Annotated in this window: 12 protein-coding genes; 8 read left to right on the top strand and 4 right to left on the bottom strand. The window is 70.3% G+C overall.

Annotated features, from left to right (window positions below):
* Positions 1-78 precede the first annotated feature (78 nt).
* The 6 genes from BLT59_RS27430 (at position 79) to BLT59_RS27405 (ending at position 8,077) form a co-directional block, all read left to right on the top strand.
* The gene (locus tag BLT59_RS27430; RefSeq protein WP_091788508.1) at positions 79-3,009 is read left to right on the top strand and encodes an EAL domain-containing protein; all 2,931 of its coding nucleotides are present in this window, start codon (positions 79-81) and stop codon (positions 3,007-3,009) included.
* 64 nt (positions 3,010-3,073) lie between these two features.
* Positions 3,074-3,487: a globin family protein gene (locus tag BLT59_RS27425; protein ID WP_091788505.1), complete on the top strand. Its 414-nt coding sequence runs from the start codon at positions 3,074-3,076 to the stop codon at positions 3,485-3,487.
* A 110-nt stretch (positions 3,488-3,597) separates the two neighbouring features.
* Positions 3,598-3,969 (top strand): hypothetical protein, encoded by a 372-nt coding sequence (locus tag BLT59_RS27420; RefSeq protein WP_091788502.1) that lies wholly within the window; start codon positions 3,598-3,600, stop codon positions 3,967-3,969.
* Between the two features lie 29 nt (positions 3,970-3,998).
* The gene (locus BLT59_RS27415) at positions 3,999-4,934 is read left to right on the top strand and encodes a ferredoxin reductase domain-containing protein (protein ID WP_091788498.1); all 936 of its coding nucleotides are present in this window, start codon (positions 3,999-4,001) and stop codon (positions 4,932-4,934) included.
* An 88-nt stretch (positions 4,935-5,022) separates the two neighbouring features.
* Positions 5,023-6,087 (top strand): SGNH/GDSL hydrolase family protein, encoded by a 1,065-nt coding sequence (locus BLT59_RS27410; RefSeq protein WP_091788495.1) that lies wholly within the window; start codon positions 5,023-5,025, stop codon positions 6,085-6,087.
* Positions 6,088-6,490: 403 nt separating this feature from the next.
* Entirely contained in the window at positions 6,491-8,077 is a 1,587-nt protein-coding gene (locus BLT59_RS27405) for a methyl-accepting chemotaxis protein (protein ID WP_091788492.1), read from the top strand.
* 88 nt (positions 8,078-8,165) lie between these two features.
* Here BLT59_RS27405 and BLT59_RS27400 read toward each other — a convergent pair whose 3' ends face one another.
* Positions 8,166-10,778, bottom strand: coding sequence for a glycogen/starch/alpha-glucan phosphorylase (locus BLT59_RS27400; RefSeq protein ID WP_244514176.1), 2,613 nt, complete (start codon positions 10,776-10,778; stop codon positions 8,166-8,168).
* A 338-nt stretch (positions 10,779-11,116) separates the two neighbouring features.
* On the opposite strand from BLT59_RS27400, the gene BLT59_RS27395 reads away from it, so the two are divergent.
* Positions 11,117-12,703 carry an alpha-amylase family glycosyl hydrolase gene (locus tag BLT59_RS27395; protein ID WP_091788486.1) on the top strand — a complete coding sequence of 529 codons (1,587 nt, stop codon included), beginning with the start codon at positions 11,117-11,119 and terminating at the stop codon, positions 12,701-12,703.
* A 352-nt stretch (positions 12,704-13,055) separates the two neighbouring features.
* A complete protein-coding gene (gene glgA / locus BLT59_RS27390; RefSeq protein WP_091788483.1) occupies positions 13,056-14,588 on the top strand; it encodes a glycogen synthase GlgA in 1,533 nt (510 codons plus the stop codon).
* Positions 14,589-14,853: 265 nt separating this feature from the next.
* Here glgA and glgB read toward each other — a convergent pair whose 3' ends face one another.
* The 3 genes from glgB to BLT59_RS27375 form a co-directional block, all read right to left on the bottom strand.
* Positions 14,854-17,136 (bottom strand): 1,4-alpha-glucan branching protein GlgB, encoded by a 2,283-nt coding sequence (glgB, locus tag BLT59_RS27385; protein ID WP_091788480.1) that lies wholly within the window; start codon positions 17,134-17,136, stop codon positions 14,854-14,856.
* The gene (gene treS, locus BLT59_RS27380; protein WP_091788477.1) at positions 17,133-20,411 is read right to left on the bottom strand and encodes a maltose alpha-D-glucosyltransferase; all 3,279 of its coding nucleotides are present in this window, start codon (positions 20,409-20,411) and stop codon (positions 17,133-17,135) included. The genes glgB and treS overlap by 4 nt, the downstream gene beginning before the upstream one ends.
* 149 nt (positions 20,412-20,560) lie before the next feature.
* Positions 20,561-23,941 carry a maltotransferase domain-containing protein gene (locus BLT59_RS27375; RefSeq protein WP_091788475.1) on the bottom strand — a complete coding sequence of 1,127 codons (3,381 nt, stop codon included), beginning with the start codon at positions 23,939-23,941 and terminating at the stop codon, positions 20,561-20,563.
* Positions 23,942-23,963: the final 22 nt, after the last annotated feature.

The raw sequence follows: 23,963 nt of genomic DNA, 5'->3' as shown, positions 1-23,963 counted from the left end.
CGGCATGTGGACCGGCCGCGGGGCGACCTTGCCCCAGGTTAGGCCCGCGCCTATCGATCGAGGCCGCCCGGGCGGCCGATGCCGAAGCTCGCACGGCCGGAAGTCAAGACACCCTTGCGCATCCTCGCCCTCCTCCTGACCCTGGTCGGCGGTCTCGTCGGTGCCCTCGCGCTCGCGCTCGGCGTGAGCGGGCCCGCCCAGGCCGTGGAGGCGGTCCGCGTCACCCTCGACGCGCCGGTGATCGACCTGACCACCGCGATCGAGCGCTACCGCTCCGACGGCGACCTGATCCAGATCTCGACCGCACCCGGCAAGGACGGCATCGTCCGGCGCATCGTCGTGAAGGCGCGCGACGCCGGCGCCCGGCCCGACTGGATCGTGTTCGCGCTCACCAACGACACCGACGAGCAGATCGACCGCATCCTGGTCGCCCCGCATTTCCGGCTGGTCGATTCCGGAGTGATCTGGCCGGATCTCGGCGGCTCGCGCATCGCCGCCATCACGGCGAGCCAGGGTATCCGTCCGGAGCGCGACGAGAACCCCGAGGCCGACCAGTTCACCATCACGCTGGATCCCGGCGCGACCATCACCTACGTGGCCGAGCTGCGCGGCTCCAACGTCCCCCAGCTCCGCCTCTGGGATCAGGACGCCTACCGCCGCAAGACCGCCGGCCTGACCCTCTACAAGGGCATCATCATCGGGATCAGCGGGTTGCTGGCCCTGTTCCTGACCATCGTGTTCGTGGTCAAGGGCGCGATCATCTTCCCGGCCGCGGCGGCGCTGGCTTGGTCGGTGCTCGCCTATGCCTGCATCGATTTCGGCTTCCTGCAGCGGGTCTTCCCGGTCACGGAACTGGCCGAGCGGGTCTACCGGGCCTCCGCGGAGGCGGTGCTCGGGGCGACGCTGCTGGTCTTCCTCTTCGCCTATCTCAACCTCGCCCGCTGGCACGTGCGCTACAGCCACGTGGCGTTCTTCTGGCTTGCCTTCCTGGCGGGCCTCGTCGGGCTCGCGGTGTTCGACCCGCCGGTGGCGGCGGGCGTGGCGCGGATCTCGATCGCCGCGGTGGCCGGCATCGGCCTGCTGCTGATCGTCTACCTCGCCGCCCATAACGGCTACGACCGCGCCATCCTGCTGGTGCCGACCTGGCTGCTGCTGGTGGTCTGGGTGACGGCGGCGGGCTTCGCGGTCACCGGCCAGATCGGCAGCGACCTCGTGCAGCCGGCCCTCATCGGCGGCCTCGTTCTGATCGTGATGCTGATCGGCTTCACGGTGCTCCAGCACGCCTTCGCGGGCGGCGGCCTCAGCCACGCCCTGGTCTCCGATACGGAGCGGCGCGCCCTGGCGCTGACCGGCGCCGGCGACGTGGTGTTCGACTGGGACGTGCCCGCCGACCGGGTCTTCGTCGGCCCGGAGATCGAGGGCCAGCTCGGCCTCGCCCGCGGCACCCTGGAGGGGCCGGCGACCAACTGGCTCGGCGCGCTCCACCCCTTCGACGTGGAGCGCTACTCGGCGGCCCTCGACACGGTGATCGAGGAGCGGCGCGGGCGGATCGTCCACGATTTCCGCCTGCGCTCGGAGGCCGGCACGTTCTTCTGGTACCGGCTGAAGGCACGGCCGGTGATCGGCGCCGACGGTGAGGTCATCCGGGTGGTCGGCACCATCGCGGACGTCACCGAGATCAAGACCGCCGAGGAGCGCCTGCTCCACGACGCCGTGCACGACAGCCTGACCGGCCTGCCGAACCGCGAATTGTTCGGCGACCGGCTCGACGCGGCGCTCGCCTTCGCCGGCCAGGACCAGCGCCTCAAGCCGACCGTGATCGTGCTCGATGTCGACCGGTTCAAGGGCATCAACGACGCCATCGGCCTCTCGGCGGGCGACTCGATCCTGCTGACCCTGTCGCGCCGGCTCGGCCGCCTGCTGCGGCCGCAGGACACGCTGGCCCGGGTGGCCGGCGACGAGTTCGCGGTGATCCTCCTCTCCGAGCGCGACCCCGACCGGATCCTGGCCTTCGCCGAGATGATCCGCCGGGCGATCGCCACCCCCATCACCTACGCCGACCGGGAGATCTTCCTCACGGTCTCGATCGGCCTCGCCCTCTACGAGGCCGGCGCCAACCTGAAGCGCGACGAGGTGTTCAAGAGCGCCGAGATCGCCATGATCCAGGCCAAGCGCAACGGCGGCGACCGGATCGAGGTGTTCCGCGCCCATATGCGCACCGACCGCTCGGACCGGCTGATGCTGGAGAGCGATCTGCGCAAGGCGATCGAGCGCAACGAGCTGAAGGTCCTGTTCCTGCCGGTGGTGCGCCTGGAGGACCGGACCGTGGCGGGATTCGAGACCGTGCTGCGCTGGGACCACCCGAAGCTCGGGCGCATCCCCGCCTCGACCTTCCTGCCGCTCGCCGAGGAGAGCGGCTTCATCGTCAATCTCGGCATCTTCGCCCTGGAGCGCACGGCGCTGGAACTCGCGGCGTGGCAGCGCTCCCTGGAGGTCGAGCCGCCGATCTTCGCGGCCTGCAACCTGTCCTCGCGCCAGCTCCTGCGCCACGATCTCCTGCACGACGTGAAGACCGTGCTGGCCCGCTCCGGCGCCCTGCCCGGCTCGCTCAAGCTGGAATTCAGCGAGAGCCTCGTGATGGAGAACCCGGAATACGCCGCCCAGATGCTGGCGCGGATCCACGACCTCGGAGCCGGCCTGTGCCTGTCGGATTTCGGCACCGGCTACTCGGCCCTCTCCTACCTGCAGCGGTTCCCGTTCGACACGATCAAGGTCGATGCGACCTTCGTGCGCCAGATCGGCACCGGTCAGACCGCGATCCTGCGCTCCATCGTCCGGATGGCGAGCGAGTTGAACCTCGCCATCGTGGCGGAGGGCTGCGAGTCCGAGGCCGACGCCCAGGCACTCGCCGGACTCGGCTGTGAATACGCCCTCGGCCCCGCCTTCGGCGAGCCGATGACCCTGCTGCAGGCCCGCCAGATCGTCGGAGCGGCGCCGGAGGCGGCCTGAGATTCCACCTGACCGGCCAATCAGGCATCCTGCCGGCCAACGACAACGCGGTGGCAGGGATGCGATGACGCCAGAACAGGTCAAGTGCGTGCAGGACAGCTTCGCGAAGGTGCGACCCATCGCCGGGACGGCGGCTGACCTGTTCTACGGTCGTCTGTTCGAGATCGCTCCGCAGGTGCGCGCCCTCTTCCCCGAGGACATGACCGAGCAGAAGCAGAAGCTGATGGCGATGCTCGGTCTGGCGGTGGCCAATCTGAACCACCCGGAGACCGTGGTTCCGGCGCTCCAGGATCTCGGGCGCAAGCACGTGGCCTACGGCACGCAGGCCGCCCATTATGCTCCGGTGGGGGCGGCCCTGCTGTGGACCCTGGAGCAGGGCCTGGGCTCGGACTTCACGCCGGAGGTCCGGGAGGCCTGGGCCGAGACTTACAGGCTCGTCGCCGGCGTGATGCAGCAGGCGGCTGCAGACGCGGCCTGAGAGGCCGAAGCGGCGAATGGCGCGGATCGGTTTAAGTCCGCCTTAACCATGTCCGATCAAGCTCCTGTTGATAGGCGGGCCCTTCAGCGCCCGCGATGGGGATGGGTCGAATGGCCGAGGCGGCACGGCGTTACCAGCAGGCAGGCGGCTCGGACCTCGTGCGCCGCCTGATGGCCCGCCCGGTCCGGCTGGAGCAGCAGGCCCGGACCCGCCTGCCCCTCCGCGACCCACGCCACGCCGATGCGCTCACGGACGCGTTCGCCGACGATGCCGTGGACGTGCAGGACGAGGCCGATGAGATCGCCCGCCTCGAGACCGAATTGCAGGTGATGAAGGCGGTGCTCCGGGCCCAGCGGCAGGAGGTCGAGTCGCTGCGGGCGCAGCGCCAGCTCCTCACCGAATCGGCGCCGACCGACGATGTCCGCGCGACCCGCGAGCGCTGGGCGGCCCTGGTCGACTCGCTCCTGATCCGCGCCCGCTGATCCGTCACCAGGGCATGCGGGGGAGAGCCATGGGGGCGCGCTGCTCGCTCGTCGTCAACGGTCGGTCGGTGCGCGTCTCGACCGGCGACACGCCGCTGGAGGCGGCGCTGGCCGAGGGCATGATCGCGCCGCTTCAGGCACAGTCCGGCAACCTGCTCGCCGGCCAGGGGCTCGCCCAGGGAAGCGCCGCGCCGTCCAGCCGCCGCCACCCCGCCCGCCGGGCCCGGGCCGAGGCCCTGCGCCCGGCCCTCCCCGGCGCCCCGATCCTGGGCCAGGAGGAGGCGCCGCCCCCGCCCGTCGCCGTCCGCAAGGGCACGGTCACGGAGATCCGCCGGCTCAGCCCCGGCATCCTCGAGATCGTCGCGACCCTGACCCGGCGCCCCACCGGCGAGCCCGGCCACCAGGCGCTGGTGACCTTCGCGGGGCTGCCGACGCGGACGCTGTCCCCGACGCTGCGGGTCGACGGCACGACCGAGATCAACGACGTGGTGTTCCATGTCGCCCGCGACCCCGAGGGCGATCCCCTCGACGCGCTCCGGCTCGACCAGCCGGTGCGCCTCAAGGGGCCCGTCGGCCGGGGGCAGTACCGCCCCGGGGGCGGCCGCCTCGTCCTGGTGGCGGCCGGCGCCGGCTTCGGCGCGATCTGGGCGATCGCCCGGGCAGCCCGCTACGTCGAGCCCGCCCGCGAGCTGACCCTGGCGGTGGGGGCCCGCGACGCCCTCGACCTTTACATGCGCGAGAGCCTGGACTGGCTGCGCCGCACCGGCGTTTCCCGGATCGTCCTCTGCGCCGACCGCGGCCGCCAGCGGCCCCCGGACGTGCGCTCCGGCCCGCTCAGCGCCCACCTGCCGAGCCTGCGCGCCACGGACGTGGTCCATGTGGCGGGCGACGTCTCGACGGTCGGCGCCGTGCAGGTGCTCGCCGCCTCAGTGGGCGCCCGCTGCTACCCGATCGTCCTCGACTGACCGCGGCCGCCTCGACGCGGCGGCGTGCGGCTGATACCCGCGCCGGGGCGGCCGCACGGGGCCGGCCCCGTGCCCGATCCGAGCCTCGATGATCCGCGTCCTCTGCCTCGGCTACAGCGTCACGGAATTGCCGGGCTATGTGGAGCGGGCCAACGCCCTGGCCGAGGCCGAGGGGCGCCCGGTCACGGTCCTCCGCAGCGGCTGGGGCGGCCATTCCCTGCCCTCCATCGCCGCCCTGATCGACGAGATCCTGGACGCGATCCCCTGCGACCGCGTGCTCCTGGAGCTGTTCACCGGCAACGTCCGCTACTTCGACGGCGCGACGATGCGGGCCTATCTCGACGACATCCTCGCGGCGACCGCCCGGCGGAACCTGCCCGTCGCCTTTCTCAACCTGCACCAGGGCGGCGTCGACTACGCGGCCGAGCCCGTCGCCGGCCTGCTGGCGGAATACCGCGCCCTCTACGGGATCCCCTCTCTCGACATCGCCGCCCCGGTGGCGGCGGCGGGAGCGGGTGACATCACCTATCTGCTGACGGACGCCACCCACGTCACGCCGGCGGGCGCCGACCTCTACGGCCTCCTGGTCTACAGCTTCCTGCGCGCACCGCCGCCGGGCCACGCCTATATCGACCGGTTCCGGACTCTGCCGGGCCGGTTCGAGGCCCTGCCGCTCCGCACCCTCCCCGGCCTGTCCTGCGCGTTCGCCCTGCGCCGCAACGGCATCCCGCTGGACTTCCTGGAGATCCCGGAGGGCACGCGCGTCGCCGTTTCCCTCGGGCGAACCCGCGACGTGATCGGCCTCCTCGTGACCTACGGGCCGCAGGCGGGCACGCTGACAATCGAGGATTGCGCGACCGGGCGGGCGCACGCCCTCGTCGCCTACGACGAGTTCTCCTACTACACGCGCTCGATGTTCCGCAGCGTCACCCTCCCGGCGGCGTGCGCGCTGACGATCGCGCAATCGGCGGAGCGTCCCGACATCGCCCTGCGCAAGGGGACGCCGGATCCGGGCCCGCGGCTCGGACGGGTGTCGCACATCATCTGCCGGCGCAGGCTGAGCCTCGCCCAGCGCGCGGTGCGCCTGCATCACCGGCTGCGGCGCGGCCTGCGCCGCATCGGGCTGCGGATCGGCCTCGTCCGCGGGGCCTGAGAGCCCGGTCCCGGAGCGAACAGGGCATCGGGCCTTACGGAGCCCGGCCGGCGGCCCGCGGCGACCGGCCCATCGCGCATCCGGCTCGGCTTCGGGATCCCACGCCTGCGCGGCTGTATCGGTTCGAAAGTTTCGACGTATTTGCTTCTGTATTCCAATTATTACATCGGAATGCTAAATATTGTATATCGATATTGTCTTCGGCATCCTTGGAATCATCTTGAACGCGCATGGCTCTCGATAGAGCCTGTGTGATAAAAAGCTTTCCGCGTGCGGAAGGAGATCGGGCGACATGCGGATTCTGAGAAACACGAAGCTGCATGTCAAAATGTCCGTGCCTATCGTCATCATGGTGATTGTCACTGCGGGTTCGGTCTTTTATGCGCTCGCAGGAATAAAAAATATGGAGGATAGAAACAAGTATCTGGTCGATTATTACTTCGCAAGATTGGAGATGTTCGCGCGCATCCGCGAGAAATTCGTCGATGCCGCACTCATGAATCGCAACCTCATCATCGGCCGCCCGGAGGCGGACCTTCCGCTCTTTCGCAGGCGCTACGACGAGGACGTCAAGGCCGTGGCCGACAGCGTCGAGACGCTGGCCGAGATGTCGCGACGTCAGGAAATCGCGGCGCTGCACCACCGGATCGGGGCGATCGCCCGTGACTATTTCGATCTGCTCGACCGCTCCAACTATCTCGCTCTCCGGAACGACCGCCCTGCGGCGATCCAGGTCGGCGTCGTCGCGAGCCGTGAGGTCCGGGCGCGGTTCGACCAGGCGGCCCAGGCCTACGAGGCGGAGGCGGCGACCCGCCTCGGCGAAGCCAAGATCGCGGCGCATCAGGAGGCCGAACGGGCGCGGACGGTGCTGATCGGCGCGGCCGTCGCGGGGCTGTTCGCCGCCCTCGGCCTCTCGGCCGCGATCGTCGGGTTCGGCGTGACGCGGCCGCTCCATCGCCTCGTTGCCGTGCTGCAGCGCATGGCGCGGGGCGATATCGAGGCCACGATCGTCGAGGCGCAGCGCGGCGACGAGATCGGGATGGTCGGGCGGGCGGTCGAGGCGATCCGGAGCATGGTCGCCCGCAACGCCGCCGCGGAAGCCGAGCGCCGCCAGCGCGCGGATGCCGAAGCCGCCGCAATGCGCAGAGATGCAATGATGGACCTCGCCCGGACCTTCGAGGAGGCCGTGGCCGAGATCGTGGACCGGGTCTCGGCCTCGGCGGGTGAACTGGAAGGCACCGCCCACCAGATGACCGCAACAGCCCAGGAGACGGCCAGCCGGTCCGGCGCGGTAGCGACGGCGGCCGAGGAAGCCGCGGCCAACATCAACGCCGTGGCGGCCTCGACCGAACGGCTCGGCAGCGCCATCCAGGCGATCGGCCGTCAGGCGAGCGGCTCGTCCGACCTCGCGCAGCAGGCGGTCGGTGAGGCCGACCAGACCGCCGGCCTCGTGGCCGAGCTGCGGCAGGCGGCCTCCGAGATCGGCGACGTGGTGCGGCTGATCGCGTCCATCGCCGGGCAGACCAACCTGCTGGCGCTGAACGCGACCATCGAGGCGGCGCGGGCCGGCGAGGCCGGGCGCGGCTTCGCGGTGGTGGCGGGGGAGGTGAAGGCCCTGGCCGAGAAGACCGCTAGGGCGACTGACGGGATCGCCGCGCAGGTCGGCCGGATCCAGGGCGTGACCGGTTCCGCGGTCGGCGCGATCAGCGTGATCATCGACCGGATCCGCGAGATCAACGGCGTGGCGATCGCGATCGCGGCGGCCGTGGACGAGCAGGGGACCGCCACGCAGGAGATCGTGCGCACCATCGGCGAGGCGACGCGGGGCGCCACGGCGGTGACCGGCACCATCGTGGGGGTGGCCGAGGCTTCGGAGCGGACCGGCGTCGCGGCCGACCATGTGCTCAGGGCCGCGACGGCCCTGTCACGCCAGTCGGAGCATCTCTCGGCGGAGGTGGGCCGCTTCCTGGGCGGCGTCCGCGCCGCCTGAGGCCCCCGCCCGCGCCGGGCACCGACCCGCGCGGGCGGGGTCGCGGATCGGCGCGATCCGCGACCCCGATTCTCGGCCCGACCGGCATTCAGCCCAGACGGACCCGCCAGATATCCTCGGCGTATTCGCGCATCGCCCGGTCGGAGGAGAACCACGCCATGCGGGCGGTGTTGCGGATCGCTTTCGCCCACCAGCCGCGCGGGTCGCGCCACGCGGCGTCGATGGCGCGCTGTACCCGCCAGTAATCGTCGAAATCGGCGGTGAGCAGGTACTGGTCGCGCCGGCGCAGGTCGTCGGTGAGCGGCCGGAACCGGCCCGGCTCCTCCGGCGAGAACCGCCCGGAGGCGATCATGTCGAGCGCCGCCGCCAGGCGCGGCGAGGCCTGGATCGCCTTGGCCGCGTAGTCCGGCTCGGCCTGCCGGGCGCGGATTTCGTCGGCCTCCAGGCCGAAGATGAAGATGTTATCCGCCCCGACATGGTCGCGAATCTCGATGTTGGCGCCGTCGAGGGTGCCCACCGTGAGCGCGCCGTTGAGGGCGAACTTCATGTTGCCGGTGCCCGACGCCTCCATGCCGGCGGTGGAGATCTGCTCGGAGAGATCCGCGGCCGGGATGATCGATTCGGCGAGGCTCACCGAGTAGTTCGGCAGGAACACCACCTTCAGCCGGTCGGCGACCTCGGGATCGTCGTTGACCGCCTTGGCGACGTCGCAGGCGAGCTTGATGATCAGCTTGGCCTGGACATAGCTCGGTGCTGCCTTGCCGGCGAAGATCTTCACCCGGGGCGTCCAGTCCCGGTGCGGCTCGGCCTTGATCGCCTGGTAGAGCGCCACGGTCTCGACCACGTTGAGGAGCTGGCGCTTGTACTCGTGGATGCGCTTGACCTGCACGTCGAACAGCGCGGCCGGATCGACGTCGATGCCGGTGCGCTCGGCGATGATCGCCGCCAGGGCTTCCTTGCGCTCCCGGCGCACCGCCGCGTAGCGCGCCACGAAGGCCGGATCCTCGGCATGGGCCTCCAGGCCCCGGAGCAGATCAGGATTGTCCAGCACGCCCGCGCCCACCGTCTCCACGGCGAGCCGGGTGAGGCCGGGATTGGCGTTGTGGAACCAGCGGCGGAAGGTGATGCCGTTGGTCTTGTTGACGATCTTGTCCGGATCGAGGGCGTGCAGGTCCGAGAAGACCGTCGAGCGCATCAGGTCGGTGTGCAGCGCAGAGACGCCGTTGACCCGGCGCGCGCCGTGGAAGGCGAGGTGCCCCATGCGCACCCGCCGTCCGTGCGACTCGTCGATCAGCGAGATCGACGCGAGGTAGGCCGCATCCTGGCGGCCGTGCTTGGCCTGTTCCTCCAGGTGCATCCAGTTGATCAGGTAGATGATCTGCATGTGGCGCGGCAGCAGCCGCTCCATCAGGTCCACCGGCCAGGTCTCGAGCGCCTCGGGCAGGAGCGTGTGGTTCGTATAGTGCAGCGTGTGGGTGGTGACGTGCCACGCATCCTCCCAGGAGAGGCCGTACACGTCGAGCAGGACGCGCATCAGCTCCGGCACCGCGATCGCCGGATGGGTGTCGTTGAGCTGGATCGCCGCGTGGTCCGGCAGGGACCGGACGTCGCCGCGCTCGGCCACGTGGCGCGCCACGAGATCCTGGATCGAGGCCGCGGTGAAGAAGTATTCCTGGCGCAGGCGCAGCTCCTGGCCCTCGGCCGAGGAATCGCTCGGATAGAGCACCCGCGAGATCGCCTCGGCGCGCATCCGCGCCGCGACCGCGCCGACATGGTCGCCGCCGTTGAAGCGGGCGAGATCGATGGGCTCGCCGACCTCGGCCTTCCAGAGGCGCAGGCCGTTGACGTGGCGCCCGCGCCAGCCGACCACCGGCACGTCGTGGGCCACTGCCCGCACGGTCTCGGCCGGCTGCCAGTGCCGCCGGATCACCCCCTCCTCCGGCGAGGACAGCGTGACGGTGCCGCCGAAGCCGATCGGGTAGGTCGCCTCGGGCCGGGCGAATTCCCAGGGATTGCCCTCGGCCAGCCAGGTCTCCGGCGCCTCGCGCTGCCAGCCATCCTCGATGGACTGGCGGAACAGGCCGTGGTCGTAGCGGATGCCGTAGCCCATGGCCGGGATGCCGATGCTGGCCATGCTCTCCATGAAGCAGGCGGCGAGCCGCCCGAGGCCACCGTTGCCCAGAGCCGCGTCGGGCTCGGCCTCCTGCACGGCGTCGAGATCGGCCCCGAGTTCCCGGAGCGCGCTGCGGGTCGCCTCGGTGAGGCCGAGATTGTTCAGGGCGTCCGACATCAGCCGGCCGATCAGGAATTCCAGCGACAGGTAGTAGACGCGCTTGTTCGGGACGCTGCGCTCCGAGGCCAGAGCCGCGGCCACGATCCGCTCGCGCAGGGCCAGCGCGGTCGCCGCGAACCAGTCGCGCGGGCGGGCGGTCTCGGGCGTGCGGCCCAGGGCGAAGGCGAGCTTGGCGCGGATCGATTCCCGCAGGTCGACCACCGCGTCCCCGCTCACGGACAGCGCCGGGGCGGTCCAGGCGGCCGCGGCCGGAACCTCGGGTTCGCGCTCGTCGCGCGGGACATCTTGTGGCACAGGCCGGGTCAGAACATCGTTCAACACGTGCGGGTCCCCCAAAGTCGTCGCCCCGGATTCTAGCGCCGGGGGTATCGTGGGCGGATTATCTCTTTTGATGGATTGCCGCCGCATGAACGGGCGAGCGATCCGTGCCCCGAAGCGTCCGACGATGCGGTCGGCTTCCGGCGAAGTCGTGGCAGCGCCGTTCCGGCGGAACGCACGGGCACGGCGGAGGAGATATGGCACGGCATCGTGACATTCCAGACACAGCATCGCGCGGCGGCGCTGCACGAGGGGCATGCCGGCCGCGCAAATGGGCCGCAGCCATTCCCTGAACGAGGCCGTCAAGGGGGTTGCGCGGCGGCGGGCCGATTCGTCCGCGCCCGGCGCGCGCTCGGAGCGCATCCGTTGCCGGTCGCCAGCGCGTGGGTCAGCGGTTAAGCCTGGGCCGCCAACGCGAAGGGCGCAGCATGACCGACACCGTCTGGTGGAAGCGCGGGACCGTCTATCAGGTCTATCCCCGTTCCTTTCAGGACACGAACGGCGACGGGGTCGGCGACCTGCCGGGGATCACGGCGCGGCTGGACTACCTCGCATGGCTGGGGGTCGACGCCGTTTGGATCTCGCCGGTCTACCCGTCGCCCATGGCGGATTTCGGCTACGACGTGGCGGATTACTGCGGGATCGACCCGCTGTTCGGCACGCTGGCCGATTTCGACGCCCTGGTGGCCGAGGCCCATCGGCGCCGGCTGAAGGTGATCCTCGACTTCGTGCCGAACCACTCCTCGATCGCGCATCCCTGGTTCTCCGAGAGCCGGTCGTCGCGCGCCAGCCCGAAGCGGGACTGGTACATCTGGCGCGACCCGGCGCCCGATGGCGGTCCCCCCAACAACTGGCTGTCGAATTTCGGCGGCCCGGCCTGGACGCTGGATGCGGCTACCGGCCAGTATTATTACCACGCCTTCCTGGCCGAGCAGCCGGACCTGAACTGGCGCAACCCCGCGGTGCGGGCGGCCATGCACGACGTGCTCCGCTTCTGGCTGGAGCGCGGGGTCGACGGCTTCCGGGTCGACGTGATCTGGCACCTGATGAAGGATGCCGGTTTCCGCGACAATCCGGCCAATCCCGATTACGCGCCGGGCGCGCCCGAGATCAACCGATTCACCCAGGTCTACTCCGCCGACCGGCCCGAGATCTTCGACGTGATTGCCGGCATGCGGGCGGTGCTGCGCGACTACGGCGAGCGGGTGCTGATCGGCGAGATCTACCTGCCGGTGGAGCGGCTGGTCGCCTATTACGGACCGGACCTCACGGGCGCCGACCTGCCGTTCAACTTCCAGCTGATCCAGACCCCGTGGCGGGCCGATGCGGTGGCCGACCTCGTGGCGCAGTACGAGGCGGCCCTGCCCGAGGGCGGCTGGCCGAACTGGGTGCTGGGCAACCACGACCAGCCGCGCATCGCCGCCCGGGTAGGCGAGGCCCAGGCCCGCATCGCCGCGATGCTGCTCCTGACCCTGCGTGGCACGCCGACCCTCTATTACGCCGACGAGATCGGGCTCGGCCATGTGCCGATCCCGCCTGAGCGCGCCCGCGACCCCTGGGAGCACAACGAGCCCGGGCACGGCCGCGATCCGGAGCGCACGCCGATGCAGTGGGATGACAGCCCGCAGGCCGGCTTCTCCACGGCCGAACCCTGGCTGCCTCTGGCGGAGGATTGGGCGACCCGCAACGTCGAGAGCCAGCGCGCGGACCCCGCCTCGATGCTCACCCTGTATCGGCGGCTGCTCGCCCTGCGCCGCGACCATGCGGCGCTCGCCGTAGGCGGCTACCGGGCGGTGCCGCTGGGGGGCGGGGAAGTGTTCGCCTACGAGCGCTTCGCCGATGAGGCCGTTCTGCGCGTGTTCCTGAACTTCGGCGCAGCGTCGCAGGATCTGCCGCTGCCCGAGGGCGGCTGGACCGTGCTGCTCTCGACCCGCGCGGGGCGCACGGGCGAGGCGGCCGGCCTCACCCTGGCGCTGGAGCCCGCCGAGGGAGTGATCCTGCGCCGCGACGGGTGAGCGCAGCCCGCTCCCGGCTCCGGCGCCCGTCAGGCCGGAGACCGAATCAGGTGTCCGGGGCGCGCTGACCGTCGGGCGAGGATCGTTGGCCGGACACGCCCGCGGGCGTGTCCGGCGGCACTTTGCCCGGCCCAAGAGGCGTCTTCAGGGGCCGAAATCCGCCGCTCCGGCGCGATTTCCTGCTGCGATGCGACATAGGTAAGTGAAGCTTAATGCGCCCGGCGGCTTATTTTGTGCATCGCAACGGAACCGTCGCGGCGAGGGAGCATTAGCCGTGGTTGAGATCGCGACAGCCATGCCTGGCCGATCGTCTGCCAGACCGGGGCAATCCGCCCGGCCAGGATCAATGTTGATGCTCGATGCGCGCCGTGGTGGTTCCTTCGCCGAGTATTCGTCCGGCGAAGAAGACGGCGTCGTATCCGTTCCGGCCCGGCCGGCCTCTCTGCGCCGCCGCATCCTCTACGCCACGCCCGAGATGGCCGATTTCGTGAAGACCGGCGGCCTCGGCGAGGTCTCGGCCGCCCTGCCGCGGGCCCTGGTCCCACACTACGATATTCGCGTCCTGATTCCGGGCTACCGGCAGGTCCGCGCGGCCTTCCCCGAGATCCCGGTCATCGGCCGGCTCGAGGGCTTCGCGGGTGTCCCGGCCTGCGATCTCGGTCTGGTCGAGGCGGCCGACGGCCTGCGCATCTACGTCCTGCTCAGCCCCGAGCTCTACGAGCGTGACGGCACCCCCTACGGCGACCAGCACGGCGATTTCGGCGACAACGACCTGCGCTTCGCCCGCCTCAGCCTCGCGGCGGCGGAGCTCGCCGCCGGCGCCGATCCCGACTGGGCGGCCGATCTCCTGCACCTCAACGACTGGCAGGCGGCCCTGGCCCCGGCCTACCTGGCCTGGCGCGGCCGGCGGGTGCCGAGCGTGCTGACGATCCACAACCTCGCCTACCAGGGCCTGTTTCCCCGGGACGCCCTGCCCCGCCTCGGCGTGCCGGACTCGGCCTTCCAGGTGGATGGCGCCGAGTTCTACGGGCAGCTCTCCTTCCTCAAGGCCGGCATCTTCTACGCCTCCCAGGTCACCACGGTGAGCGAGACCTACGCGCGGGAGATCCAGACCCCCGAGATGGGCTGCGGCCTCGACGGGCTCCTGCGCACCCGTGCCGGTCAGGGCCGGCTTGCCGGCATCCTCAACGGCATCGACGAGACCTGGGACCCGAGCACCGACCCGCATCTCGCCACGCGCTTCGAGGTCGACGACTGGAAGGGCAAGCGCGCCAATGCCGAGGCGGTGCGCCAGCAGTTCGGGCTGGCGGTCTCCCGCGGACCGCTCTTCGCCATCGTCTCGCGCCTCGTGCACCAGAAGGGCATCGACCTGAGCCTGCAGGCGGCCGAGGCCATCGTGGCCGAGGGCGGCCAGCTCGTGGTGATCGGCCAGGGCGAGGGCCGGTTCGAGCAGGCGCTCCGCGGCCTCGCCAAGCGCCATCCCGAGGCGGTCGGCGTGCATGTCGGCTTCGAGGAGGCGCAGGCCCGGCGGATGTTCGCGGGCAGCGACTTCCTGCTGATGCCCTCGCGCTTCGAGCCCTGCGGGCTGGCGCAGATGTACGCGCAGCGCTTCGGCTCCCTGCCGATCGTGCGCCGGACCGGAGGCTTGGCCGACACCGTCGAGGACGGCGTGACGGGCTTCACCTTCGCGGAGGCCTCGGCCGCGTCCTTCGGGGCGGCGGTCCGGCGGGCCCTGGAGGCCTTCGGCCAGAAGAAGCGCCTGCACGCCATGCGGCGGCGCGCCATGGTGGCCCGCTTCGGCTGGGACCAGGCCGCTGACAACTACGCCGGGCTCTACGGCCGGGCCATCGGCAACAGCACGGCCCTGCGCTGGCGGGCGGCGTAGGACGGTCGCGCGGCGGATTGCGTGTCATCCCCTGGCCGACGGGGCGGTTGCCCAGGGTAGGATCGTCTCCGTAGCGCTCGGTGGGGCCACACCTATGACGGCGCAGCGCACCGTCCTTCCGGGGCGCCGCAGGCGACCCCCGAAGCCAGGGACACTATCGGGTGCCGAGACTTGGCGCGTCGGTGGGTGTGATCCCGGGCTCCGCTGTGCGGCCCCGGGATGACGCGGTGGCTCCTGAAGCGGGGGAGGACGTCTCCTTGCCCCCTCACCCCTCCAGCAGAAAGATCATCGTGGCCAGCGGCGGCAGGGTCAGCGACAGGCTCTGCTTCTGGCCGTGGCTGGCCTGCTCCTCGGCGTGGCGGCCGCCCTGGTTGCCCAAATTGGAGCCGCCATACACGCCGGCATCCGAGTTGAACGCCTCCCGGTAGAAGCCCGCCTGCGGCACGCCGATCCGGTAGCCCTCGCGTGGCACCGGGGTGAAGTTCGACACCACGATGGCGATTTCGCCGGGCTTGGCGCCCTTGCGGGCCCAGGCGATGACGCTGTTGTCCTGGTCGTCCGCCACCAGCCACTGGAAGCCGGTATGCTCGACGTCACGGCTGTAGAGGGCCGGCGTCGAGACGTAGAGCCGGTTGAGGTCGCGGATCACGCTCTGGACGCCCTTGTGCAGGGGATCCTCCAGCAGGTGCCAATCCAGGCTGTTGTCGTGGTTCCACTCCCGCTCCTGGCCGAACTCGCCGCCCATGAACAGGAGCTTCTTGCCGGGATGCCCCCACATGAAGCCGTAATAGGCCCGGAGATTCGCGAATTTCTGCCAGCGGTCGCCCGGCATCTTGCCGAGCAGCGAGCCCTTCCCGTGCACGACCTCGTCGTGGGAGAGCGGCAGGATGAAATTCTCCGAGAAGGCGTAGAGCAGCCCGAAGGTCAGGTTGTGGTGGTGGTAGCGGCGGTGGATCGGATCCTCCTGCATGAAATGCAGGGTGTCGTGCATCCAGCCCATGTTCCACTTGAAGCCGAAGCCCAGGCCCCCGGTATAGGTCGGGTGCGAGACGCCGGGCCAGGAGGTCGATTCCTCGGCCACCGTGATCGTCCCCGGGGCGTGGCTGTAGGTCGCCTCGTTGGTCTTGCGCAGGAAGTCGATGGCGTCGAGGTTCTCGTTGCCGCCGTAGCGGTTGGGGATCCACTCGCCCTGGCGGCGGGAGTAGTCGAGATAGAGCATCGAGGCGACGGCATCCACGCGCAGGCCGTCGAGATGGTAGTGCTCCAGCCAGAACCGGGCGTTGGCGGCCAGGAAGGTCGCGACCTCCGTGCGGCCGAAATTGTAGATGTAGGTGCCCCAATCCTGGTGGAAGCCCTGGCGCGGGTCGGCGTGCTCGTAGAGGTGCGTGCCGTCGAACAGGCCGAGCCCGTGGGCATCCAGCGGGAAGTGGCCCGGCACCCAGTCGAGCAGCACGCCGATGCCGGCCTCGTGCGCGGCGTCCACGAAGGCGGCGAACTCCTCCGGCGTGCCGAAGCGGCTCGTCGGCGCGAACAGCGAAACCGGCTGGTAGCCCCAGGACCCGTCGAACGGGAACTCGGTGATCGGCAGCATCTCGATATGGGTGAAGCCCAGATCCTTGACGTAGGGGATCAGCCGCTCGGCCAGCTCCCGGTAGGTGAGATAGCGGTTCCCCTCCTCGGGGACCCGCGCCCAGGAGCCGAGATGCACCTCATAGACCGAGATCGCCGCGTGGCGCGGGTCCTTGGCGCCGCGGGTGCTCATCCAGCCGGAATCGCGCCAGTCGAACTCGCCCGACCCGTGGGTGACCGAGGCGGTCTCCGGCGGGTGCTGGGCCGCGAAGGCGACCGGGTCGGCCTTGAGCGGGACCAGGGATCCGTCGGGCCCGCGGATCTCGAACTTGTAGCGCGCGCCGGCCTTGAGGCCGGGCACGAACAGTTCCCAGATCCCGCCATCCTGCCAGAGGCGCATCGGGTGGCGCCGGCCGTCCCAGTCGTTGAAGTCGCCGACGACGCTGACCTTGCGGGCGTTCGGGGCCCAGACCGCGAAGCGGAAGCCGTCGATGCCGTCGAGCTGGCCCGACTGGGCGCCCAGCATCCGGTAGACCAGATTGGTGCCGACCTCGCGGAGCGAGGCCACGTCGTACTGCTCGATCGAGGAGCCGAACCCGTAGGGATCGTAGCGGCGGCGCTTCGTGCCGTCCCAGGACTCGACCTCGATCTCGTAGAGGGGCCGGTGCTCACCCTCGACCCGGGCGACGTAGAACCCGTCCGCATGGCGCTTCTCGAACGGCACGGTGCGGCCGTCCATCACCAGGGTGGCGGCCCGTGCCTCGGGCAGTACGGCGCGGACCTCCCAGGCCTGGGGCCCGACCCGATGGGGACCGAGCACCGAGAACGGATCGCCGTGATTGGCCGCCATCAGGGCCGCGATCGCGTCCGGATGGACGCTCGGCGGCTGCGCGACGCCGGAGCCCGGGACATCCGCGTTCCGCGCCGTCGCCGCTTCCGGGTCGGCCCGCATTGCGAAGGTCTCGTCGATCGCCGTCATTCAGATGCTCCGGGCTCGTGTCCGTCCGTGTCCAGAATGGTGAGAACCCCCCGCGCGGGGATTTCGATCCAATCCGGCCGGTTGTTGGCCTCGTAATCGACCTCGTACAGGGCCTTGGTCAGCAGGCAGAGGCGCAGCAGCCGGGCCCGGCTTCCTGCATCGGTCACGGCCGCCCGGGAGCCCGCAATCGCGGTCTCGTAGCCGGTCAGGAACGCCGCCTCGATCATGCCCCGCCATGCCGTGGCAGCACCTCGCGCCCGCTCCTCGGAATCCCCGAACCGGGCGGCGATCTCGCGGATCACCGTCTCGGCGCCGTACGCGAAGGAGCGCATCAGGCCGGCGACGTCGCGCAGCGGCATCGACTTGGCCCGGCGCTCGTCGGCCGGGCGCGAGGGCTCGCCCTCGAAGTCGACGATGATCAGGTCGTTCTCGGAGACCAGCACCTGACCGAGGTGGTAGTCGCCGTGGATACGGGTCTTGTGGGCGCCGCGGACCGGTTCGGCGGTGAGCGCCTCGATCAGGGCCTCGACCGCGCCGCGACGCTGGCCGAGTTCGGCGCAGGCCGGCTTGCCGGAATCGAGTCCCCGCTCGGCCAAGCCCTTGAGCGCCCGGAAGGCGCGCTCGGCCTGGTGGCGGGCGTCGCGTGCCAGCACCGCGAGGTCGTCCGCCGTGAACGGCTCGGCCGCGAAGGCCGGGTCGTCGGTCTCGATGGCGAGCGCCGCATGCAGCTCGGCGGTGCGCCGTCCGAGGAGGTCGGCCCAAGGCCCGTGGGCCTGGAACGCCTCCTCGGGGCTGGCGGCCTCGCTCTCGGGGGTGAGAACCACGGTCTCGAAGTCCCGGCGCAGGCCCTCCAGCATCAGGGTCCAGGCGTCGCCCTGGTTCATGACGAACTTCTGCAGCACGGCCAGCGCCGTACGGGTGCCGTCCTCGGCCACGTGCTCCAGGGTGCCGAGCAGCGCCGGGGTGTTGGCGAAGCCTGCCTTCTCGGTGAGGAAGCGCCCGACCTCGATCTCGGGATGCAGCCCCGGCTGCAGGCGGCGCAGCAGCTTGAGCATCATTTTCGATCCGACGGCGATCGATGTGTTGCTCTGCTCCGCCGAGAGCCGGCGGATATCGGCCACGTCCACCGTAACGTCCGGGTCGAAGGCCGAGGTGACGGCGAAGACGAGGCGCCCGTTCTCCGTGGGGATCTCGCGGGCCTGCCGCATGTCGTCGATCAGGCAGGCAGCGAAGTCGTTGGAGCCGGCTGCGCCGTAGAGCAGCCCGGTGCGCGGTCCCCGGCGCACGCGCGCCACCGCAAAGGGCAGCAGCGTCTCGTCTTCCCGGCCCTCCTCGACGCCCACGGGCATGAAGTATTCCTGGGCTTCGCCGTTGGCGAGCTGCACCTGCAGCCGCGGCAGCAGGAAGCGTGCACTCCCGTCGACGTCCTTCAGGGCGGCGCAGTCGATGACCTTCACGCCCTTGATCCGCGAGCCCTTGGCGCCGAACCAGCGGCGGCTCATCAGGAAGGGCGGCACGACCGTGCGCTCGAAGGCGACACGCTCGCGTCCGCTCATCAGGCTCTCGATGCCGCCGGTGAGCACCAGGGTGAACAGCTCCGGCGGCTCCTGCTGCGGGCCGATCACCCCGGACCGCGCGGCGCTCAGGCTGAACCAGTAGAAGCCGTAGGACGGCAGGGTCAGCAGGTAGGGCAGGTCACCGATCGGCGGGAACTCGGTGCCGCCGGTCAATTCGATCGGCACCGCGGTGCGCAGCTCCGACAGGTCGAGCTGCACCGCCTGCGGCGCGCGGGACAGGTTCGCCACGCACAGCACCCGCTCGTCCTCGTGCTCGCGGATCCAGGCGAGCACCTTCCGGTTCGACGGGTACAGGAACTGGATCGTGCCCCGCCCCAGGGCGACGCTGTTGTTGCGGATCGCGATCATCCGCCGCGTCCAGTTCAACAGGCTGGTCTGCGCCTGGGTCTGGGCCTCGACGTTGATCGCGTCGAAGCCGTAGATCGGGTCCTGGATCGCCGGCAGGAACAGCCGTTGCGGGTTCGACCGGGAGAAGCCGCCGTTGCGGTCGGGCGACCATTGCATCGGCGTGCGCACGCCGTCGCGGTCGCCGAGATAGATGTTGTCGCCCATGCCGATCTCGTCGCCGTAATAGAGCACCGGCGTGCCGGGCATCGACAGGACGAGGGACTTCATCAATTCGATCTTGCGCCGGTCGTTCTCCAGGAGCGGCGCGAGGCGGCGGCGGATGCCGAGATTGATCCGGGCCCGCCGCTCGGCGGCGTAGAACGACCAGAGGTAGTCACGCTCTTCGGCCGTCACCATCTCGAGCGTCAGCTCGTCGTGGTTGCGCAGGAAGATGGCCCACTGGCACCCGTCCGGGATCTCGGGGGTCTGGCGCATGATGTCGGTGATCGGGTGCCGGTCCTCCCGGGCGATCGCCATGTACATCCGCGGCATCAGCGGAAAGTGGAACGCCATGTGGCATTCGTCGCCGTCGCCGAAATACTGGGCGGTCTCCTCGGGCCATTGGTTGGCCTCGGCCAGCAGCATCCGGTCGGGGTAGCTGGCATCCAGCGCGGCGCGGATCTTCTTGATGACGTCATGCGTCTCGGCGAGGTTCTCGCAATTCGTGCCGTCGCGCTCGATCAGGTAGGGGATCGCGTCGAGGCGCAGGCCGTCGACGCCCATGTCGAGCCAGTAGCGCATCACCTCGATGACGGCCTCCAGCACGGCCGGGTTGTCGAAGTTCAGGTCCGGCTGGTGGCTGTAGAACCGGTGCCAGAAATACTGCTTGGCGACCGGGTCCCAGGTCCAGTTCGACGCCTCGGTGTCGAGGAAGATGATCCGCGTATCCTTGTACGGCTCGTCGGTGTCCGACCAGACGTAGAAGTTGCGCTCCGGCGAGCCGGGGGGCGCCTCGCGGGCGGCCTGGAACCAGGGGTGCTGGTCGCTGGTGTGGTTGATGACGAGCTCGGTGATGACCCGCAGGCCCCGCTCGTGCGCCGCCTCCACGAAGGCCTTGAAGTCCTCCATGGTGCCGTAGGACGGGTTGATGTCCCGGTAATCGGCGATGTCGTACCCGTCGTCGCGCAGCGGCGAGGGATAGAACGGCATCAGCCAGATCGCGGTGACCCCAAGGTCCCGGACGTAGTCGAGACGCTGGGTCAGGCCCGTGAAATCCCCGATCCCATCGTTGTTCGAGTCGAAGAACGACTTGACGTGGATCTGGTAGATGATGGCGTCACGGTACCATTGCGGGTCGCTGCGATCGATCATCGCGTCGCTGCCTCATCGGTCGGATCTGACGGGACCGGCGGGGGAACCGGCCGGGGCGCGGGCGGGGGGCCGCCGCACGGGTGCAAGGGGCGGCGACGGGCATGCCCGCCGCCGGATTCAACGGCCATGGCCGAGTGCCACGGGTGGCCTCAACCCGCAACCCGCCGCGGCGCCCGGAGGCGCCAGATCACGCAGGATCGCTCGGCCGGATCGAGGGCGATGCGGTGGGTTCTGCCGCGCAGCTCGAACCGGTAGCCCTGGAGCAGGTCCTCGACCTCGACGGCGCCGTCATCGGGCAGGCCGAACAGCCAGAGCGGCACCTCGTAGGTGCATTCCTGCCGGCTCTTGGGATCGAGGTTGACCATGGTGAAGATGCAATTGTCGCGCTCCGGCGTCGCCTTCGCGTAGGCGATGATGTTGTCGTTCCAGGCGCCCGTGAAGGTGATGTTGCGGAAGTCCCAGAGCGCCGGGTTCTCGCGCCGGATCCTGTTCAGCTTGACGATGTGCTCGCGGATGTTGCCGGGCCGGTCGTAGTCCCAGGCCTTCAGCTCGTACTTTTCCGAGTTCAGATACTCCTCCTTGCCGGGATACGGCGCGGCCTCGCACAGCTCGAAGCCGTTGTAGATGCCGTAGACCGACGACAGGGTCGCGGCGAGCGTGCCCCGGATGACGAATCCGGCGCGCCCGCTGGTCTGGAGGAAGTACGGGTTGATGTCGGGCGTGTTGGCGAAGAAGTTGGGACGGTAATACTCGCCCATCGGGCCGGCCAGCTCCAGGGCGTAGTCGGTCAGCTCCTGCTTGGTGTTGCGCCACGTGAAGTAGGTGTAGCTCTGCTGGTAGCCGGCCTTGGCGAGCTTCATCATCATCTTCGGCCGGGTGAAGGCCTCGGCGAGGAAGATCGCGTCCGGATACTGGCCGTTGACCTCGCCGATCACCCATTCCCAGAACGGGATCGGCTTGGTGTGCGGGTTGTCGACCCGGAAGATGCGCACGCCCCGGGCGCACCAGCCGAGCAGGATGTCGCGCAATTCGATCCAGAGCGAGGGCAGGGCGCCCCCGTAGAAATGGACGTTCGAGATGTCCTCGTACTTCTTCGGCGGGTTCTCGGCGAATTTGAGCGTGCCGTCCGGACGCCACTCGAACCATTCCGGATGGTTCTTGATCCAGGGATGGTCCGGCGAGCACTGGATCGCGAAGTCGAGGGCGATCTCCATCCCGTAGGCGTGGCTCGCCGCGACCAGCCGCTCGAAATCGGCGAGCGTGCCGAGGTCCGGGTGCACGGCCTCGTGGCCGCCCTCCTCCGCGCCCACCGCGTAGACCGAGCCGACATCGCCGGGCTCGGCCTTCAGGGTGTTGTTCTTCCCCTTGCGGTTGGTCCGGCCCACCGGGTGGATCGGCGTGAAGTAGAGGACGTCGAAGCCGAGTTCGCGGATCTCGGGCAGGCGCCGGATCACGTCATCGAAGGTACCGTGGCGGTTGACATCCATCGACTGCGAGCGCGGAAAAATCTCGTACCAGGCGGAGAACCGGGCGGCGAGGCGGTCGGCGATCACCGGCAGCGTCACGGGATAGCGGGTGAGGTTCACCCGCTCGGCGTTGCGGCGCACGAGGCTCGCCGCGTCGGGCGCGAGGATCCGGTCGAGCTGGGCGGCCGAGCCGGTCTCCTCGGCGGCGAGCGCGGCCACCAGGGCGGCGAGCCGGTCGGCGTCGCGGCCGCCCCGGGTGCGGGCGAGCGAGGCGGCGGTCCCGACCAGGGTCACGCCCTCGATCGTCTCCAGGCGCACGTCGACGCCGGCCGCGCGCTTCTTCAGGGTGTCGCGCACCCAGGACGAGAAGGCGTCACGCCACGCGATCAGGGTGAATTCGTAGCGGGCATTGCGCTCCAGGGGGAATTGCCCGGCCCAGCGGTCGTTGTCGACGAAGACCATCGGGTCCTCGCGCCACGTGTCGCTGCCGGCGACCCGCGACAGGATCGCGGCGTCGATGATCTCGTGGCCGTCGGAGAAGATGTCGGCCTCGACCCGCAGGGATTCGCCGACGATCCGCTTCACCGCCGAGCGGCCGCCGTCGATCTCAGGGCTGACGGCCTCGATCACCACGCGGCCCTCCCCGTCCGGGGTGCCGCGCGTCGGCTGACGGGCGACCTCCTGCGCGCTGGCGGCGAGGATGCGCAGCTCGCCCGGCATCAGGTCGATGGCGCTGCCGGGATGGAAGGCGATCGGCTCGGCCTCCGGGGTCCGGTCGACGAAGGTGCCGAGCATCCCGCCGGTGCGGGCGATGAGCGCGCCGGCCTCGACCGGCACCGGCCGGTCGGTCGGGTTGTAGAGCACGATCAGCCCGTGCTGCGCCGAGGCCGGGTGGCCGGTGTCGAAGCGGGCGAGCGCCACGCAATCGCTGTCGGGCGACGAGATCCGGATCTGCGCGCCCTCGACATTGGCGGCCGGCAGCTCCGCCCGCAGGGCGTTGATCGCCCGGATATAGCCGGAGATGTCGATGCCGGTCTCGTTCTCGCGGTCGCGGGGGGTGGTCTCGACCACGTGCAGCGCCCGGCGGTAGCCCCACTCGTAGCCAATCGGCATCAGCACGCCCGCCGAGAAGAAGGCGGCGAGCGCGTAGCGGGTGCGCAGGTGGGCCGCCACCGCCTCCGGGCCGCCGCCGATCTCGGCGGCGAGCCGCTTCATGTCGTGGTTCTCCGGGAAGGCGATGGACGGCGCCAGCACCCGCAGGCGCTCGTACTGCTCGAGCGCCCAGGGCTTCTTCAGGTCCCACCACGCGAAGGAGTTGAACAGGTAGTCGAAGCCGGCGCCCGCCGTGGCGCGGGCCTCCTCGAAGGTGCAGCCGAGGGTCTCGGCGGCGAACAGGCAGGCGGGATCGCGGCCCTTGGCCTCCCCGATCAGGGCGCGCCAGGTCTCCGGCGGCACCTTGTAGGCCGCGTCACAGCGAAAACCCGCCACGCCGAGCCCCTGGAGCCGGGCGACGTAGGCCCCCCAGATCCGGGTCAACTCGTCCCGGGCGGCGGGGGTGTGGTAGTCGAGCTCGGCGAGATCGCCCCAGACCGTGCGGATCGACGGATCGTCCGGATCGACGGCGGCCGGGTGCATGATCGAGCCGTCCGGCTCCTTCATGAACAGGTCGGGCCGCTCGGTGGCGAGCCGCGCGTTGTCGGCGGTGTGGTTGATGACGAGGTCGGTCATCACCGACAGGCCGGCCGCCTTGGAGGCGGCGCAGAAGCGGCGGATCTGCTCGTCGTCGGGCGTCCCGTCCTGGTCGCGGAACCGCTCGTCGAGGCGGTCCGGGTCGGCCACCGCGTAGAGGCTCTTCGAGCCGCCGGTCTGATGGAACGGGTTGAGGTAGATCCAGTCGAAGCCGAGCGCGGCGATCCGCGGCAATTCGGCGGTCCAGTCCGAGACGCGCCCGACCAGGAGCGGGAACAGATTGTAGATCCGCGGCCCCTCGGCCCGGGGCGCCAGCGCGGCCGGCAGGACGGCCTCGGCCCCGGACGTCGCAGCGGCTTTGGTCGGTGCGTTCATGCTGGCTTCTGGCTCCCGTTCC

The organism is Methylobacterium sp. UNC378MF, from assembly GCF_900103195.1.
Classification (GTDB): domain Bacteria; phylum Pseudomonadota; class Alphaproteobacteria; order Rhizobiales; family Beijerinckiaceae; genus Methylobacterium.
Note: the sequence above shows the minus strand (reverse complement) of the source record. Positions and strands in the feature narration are given on the sequence as shown.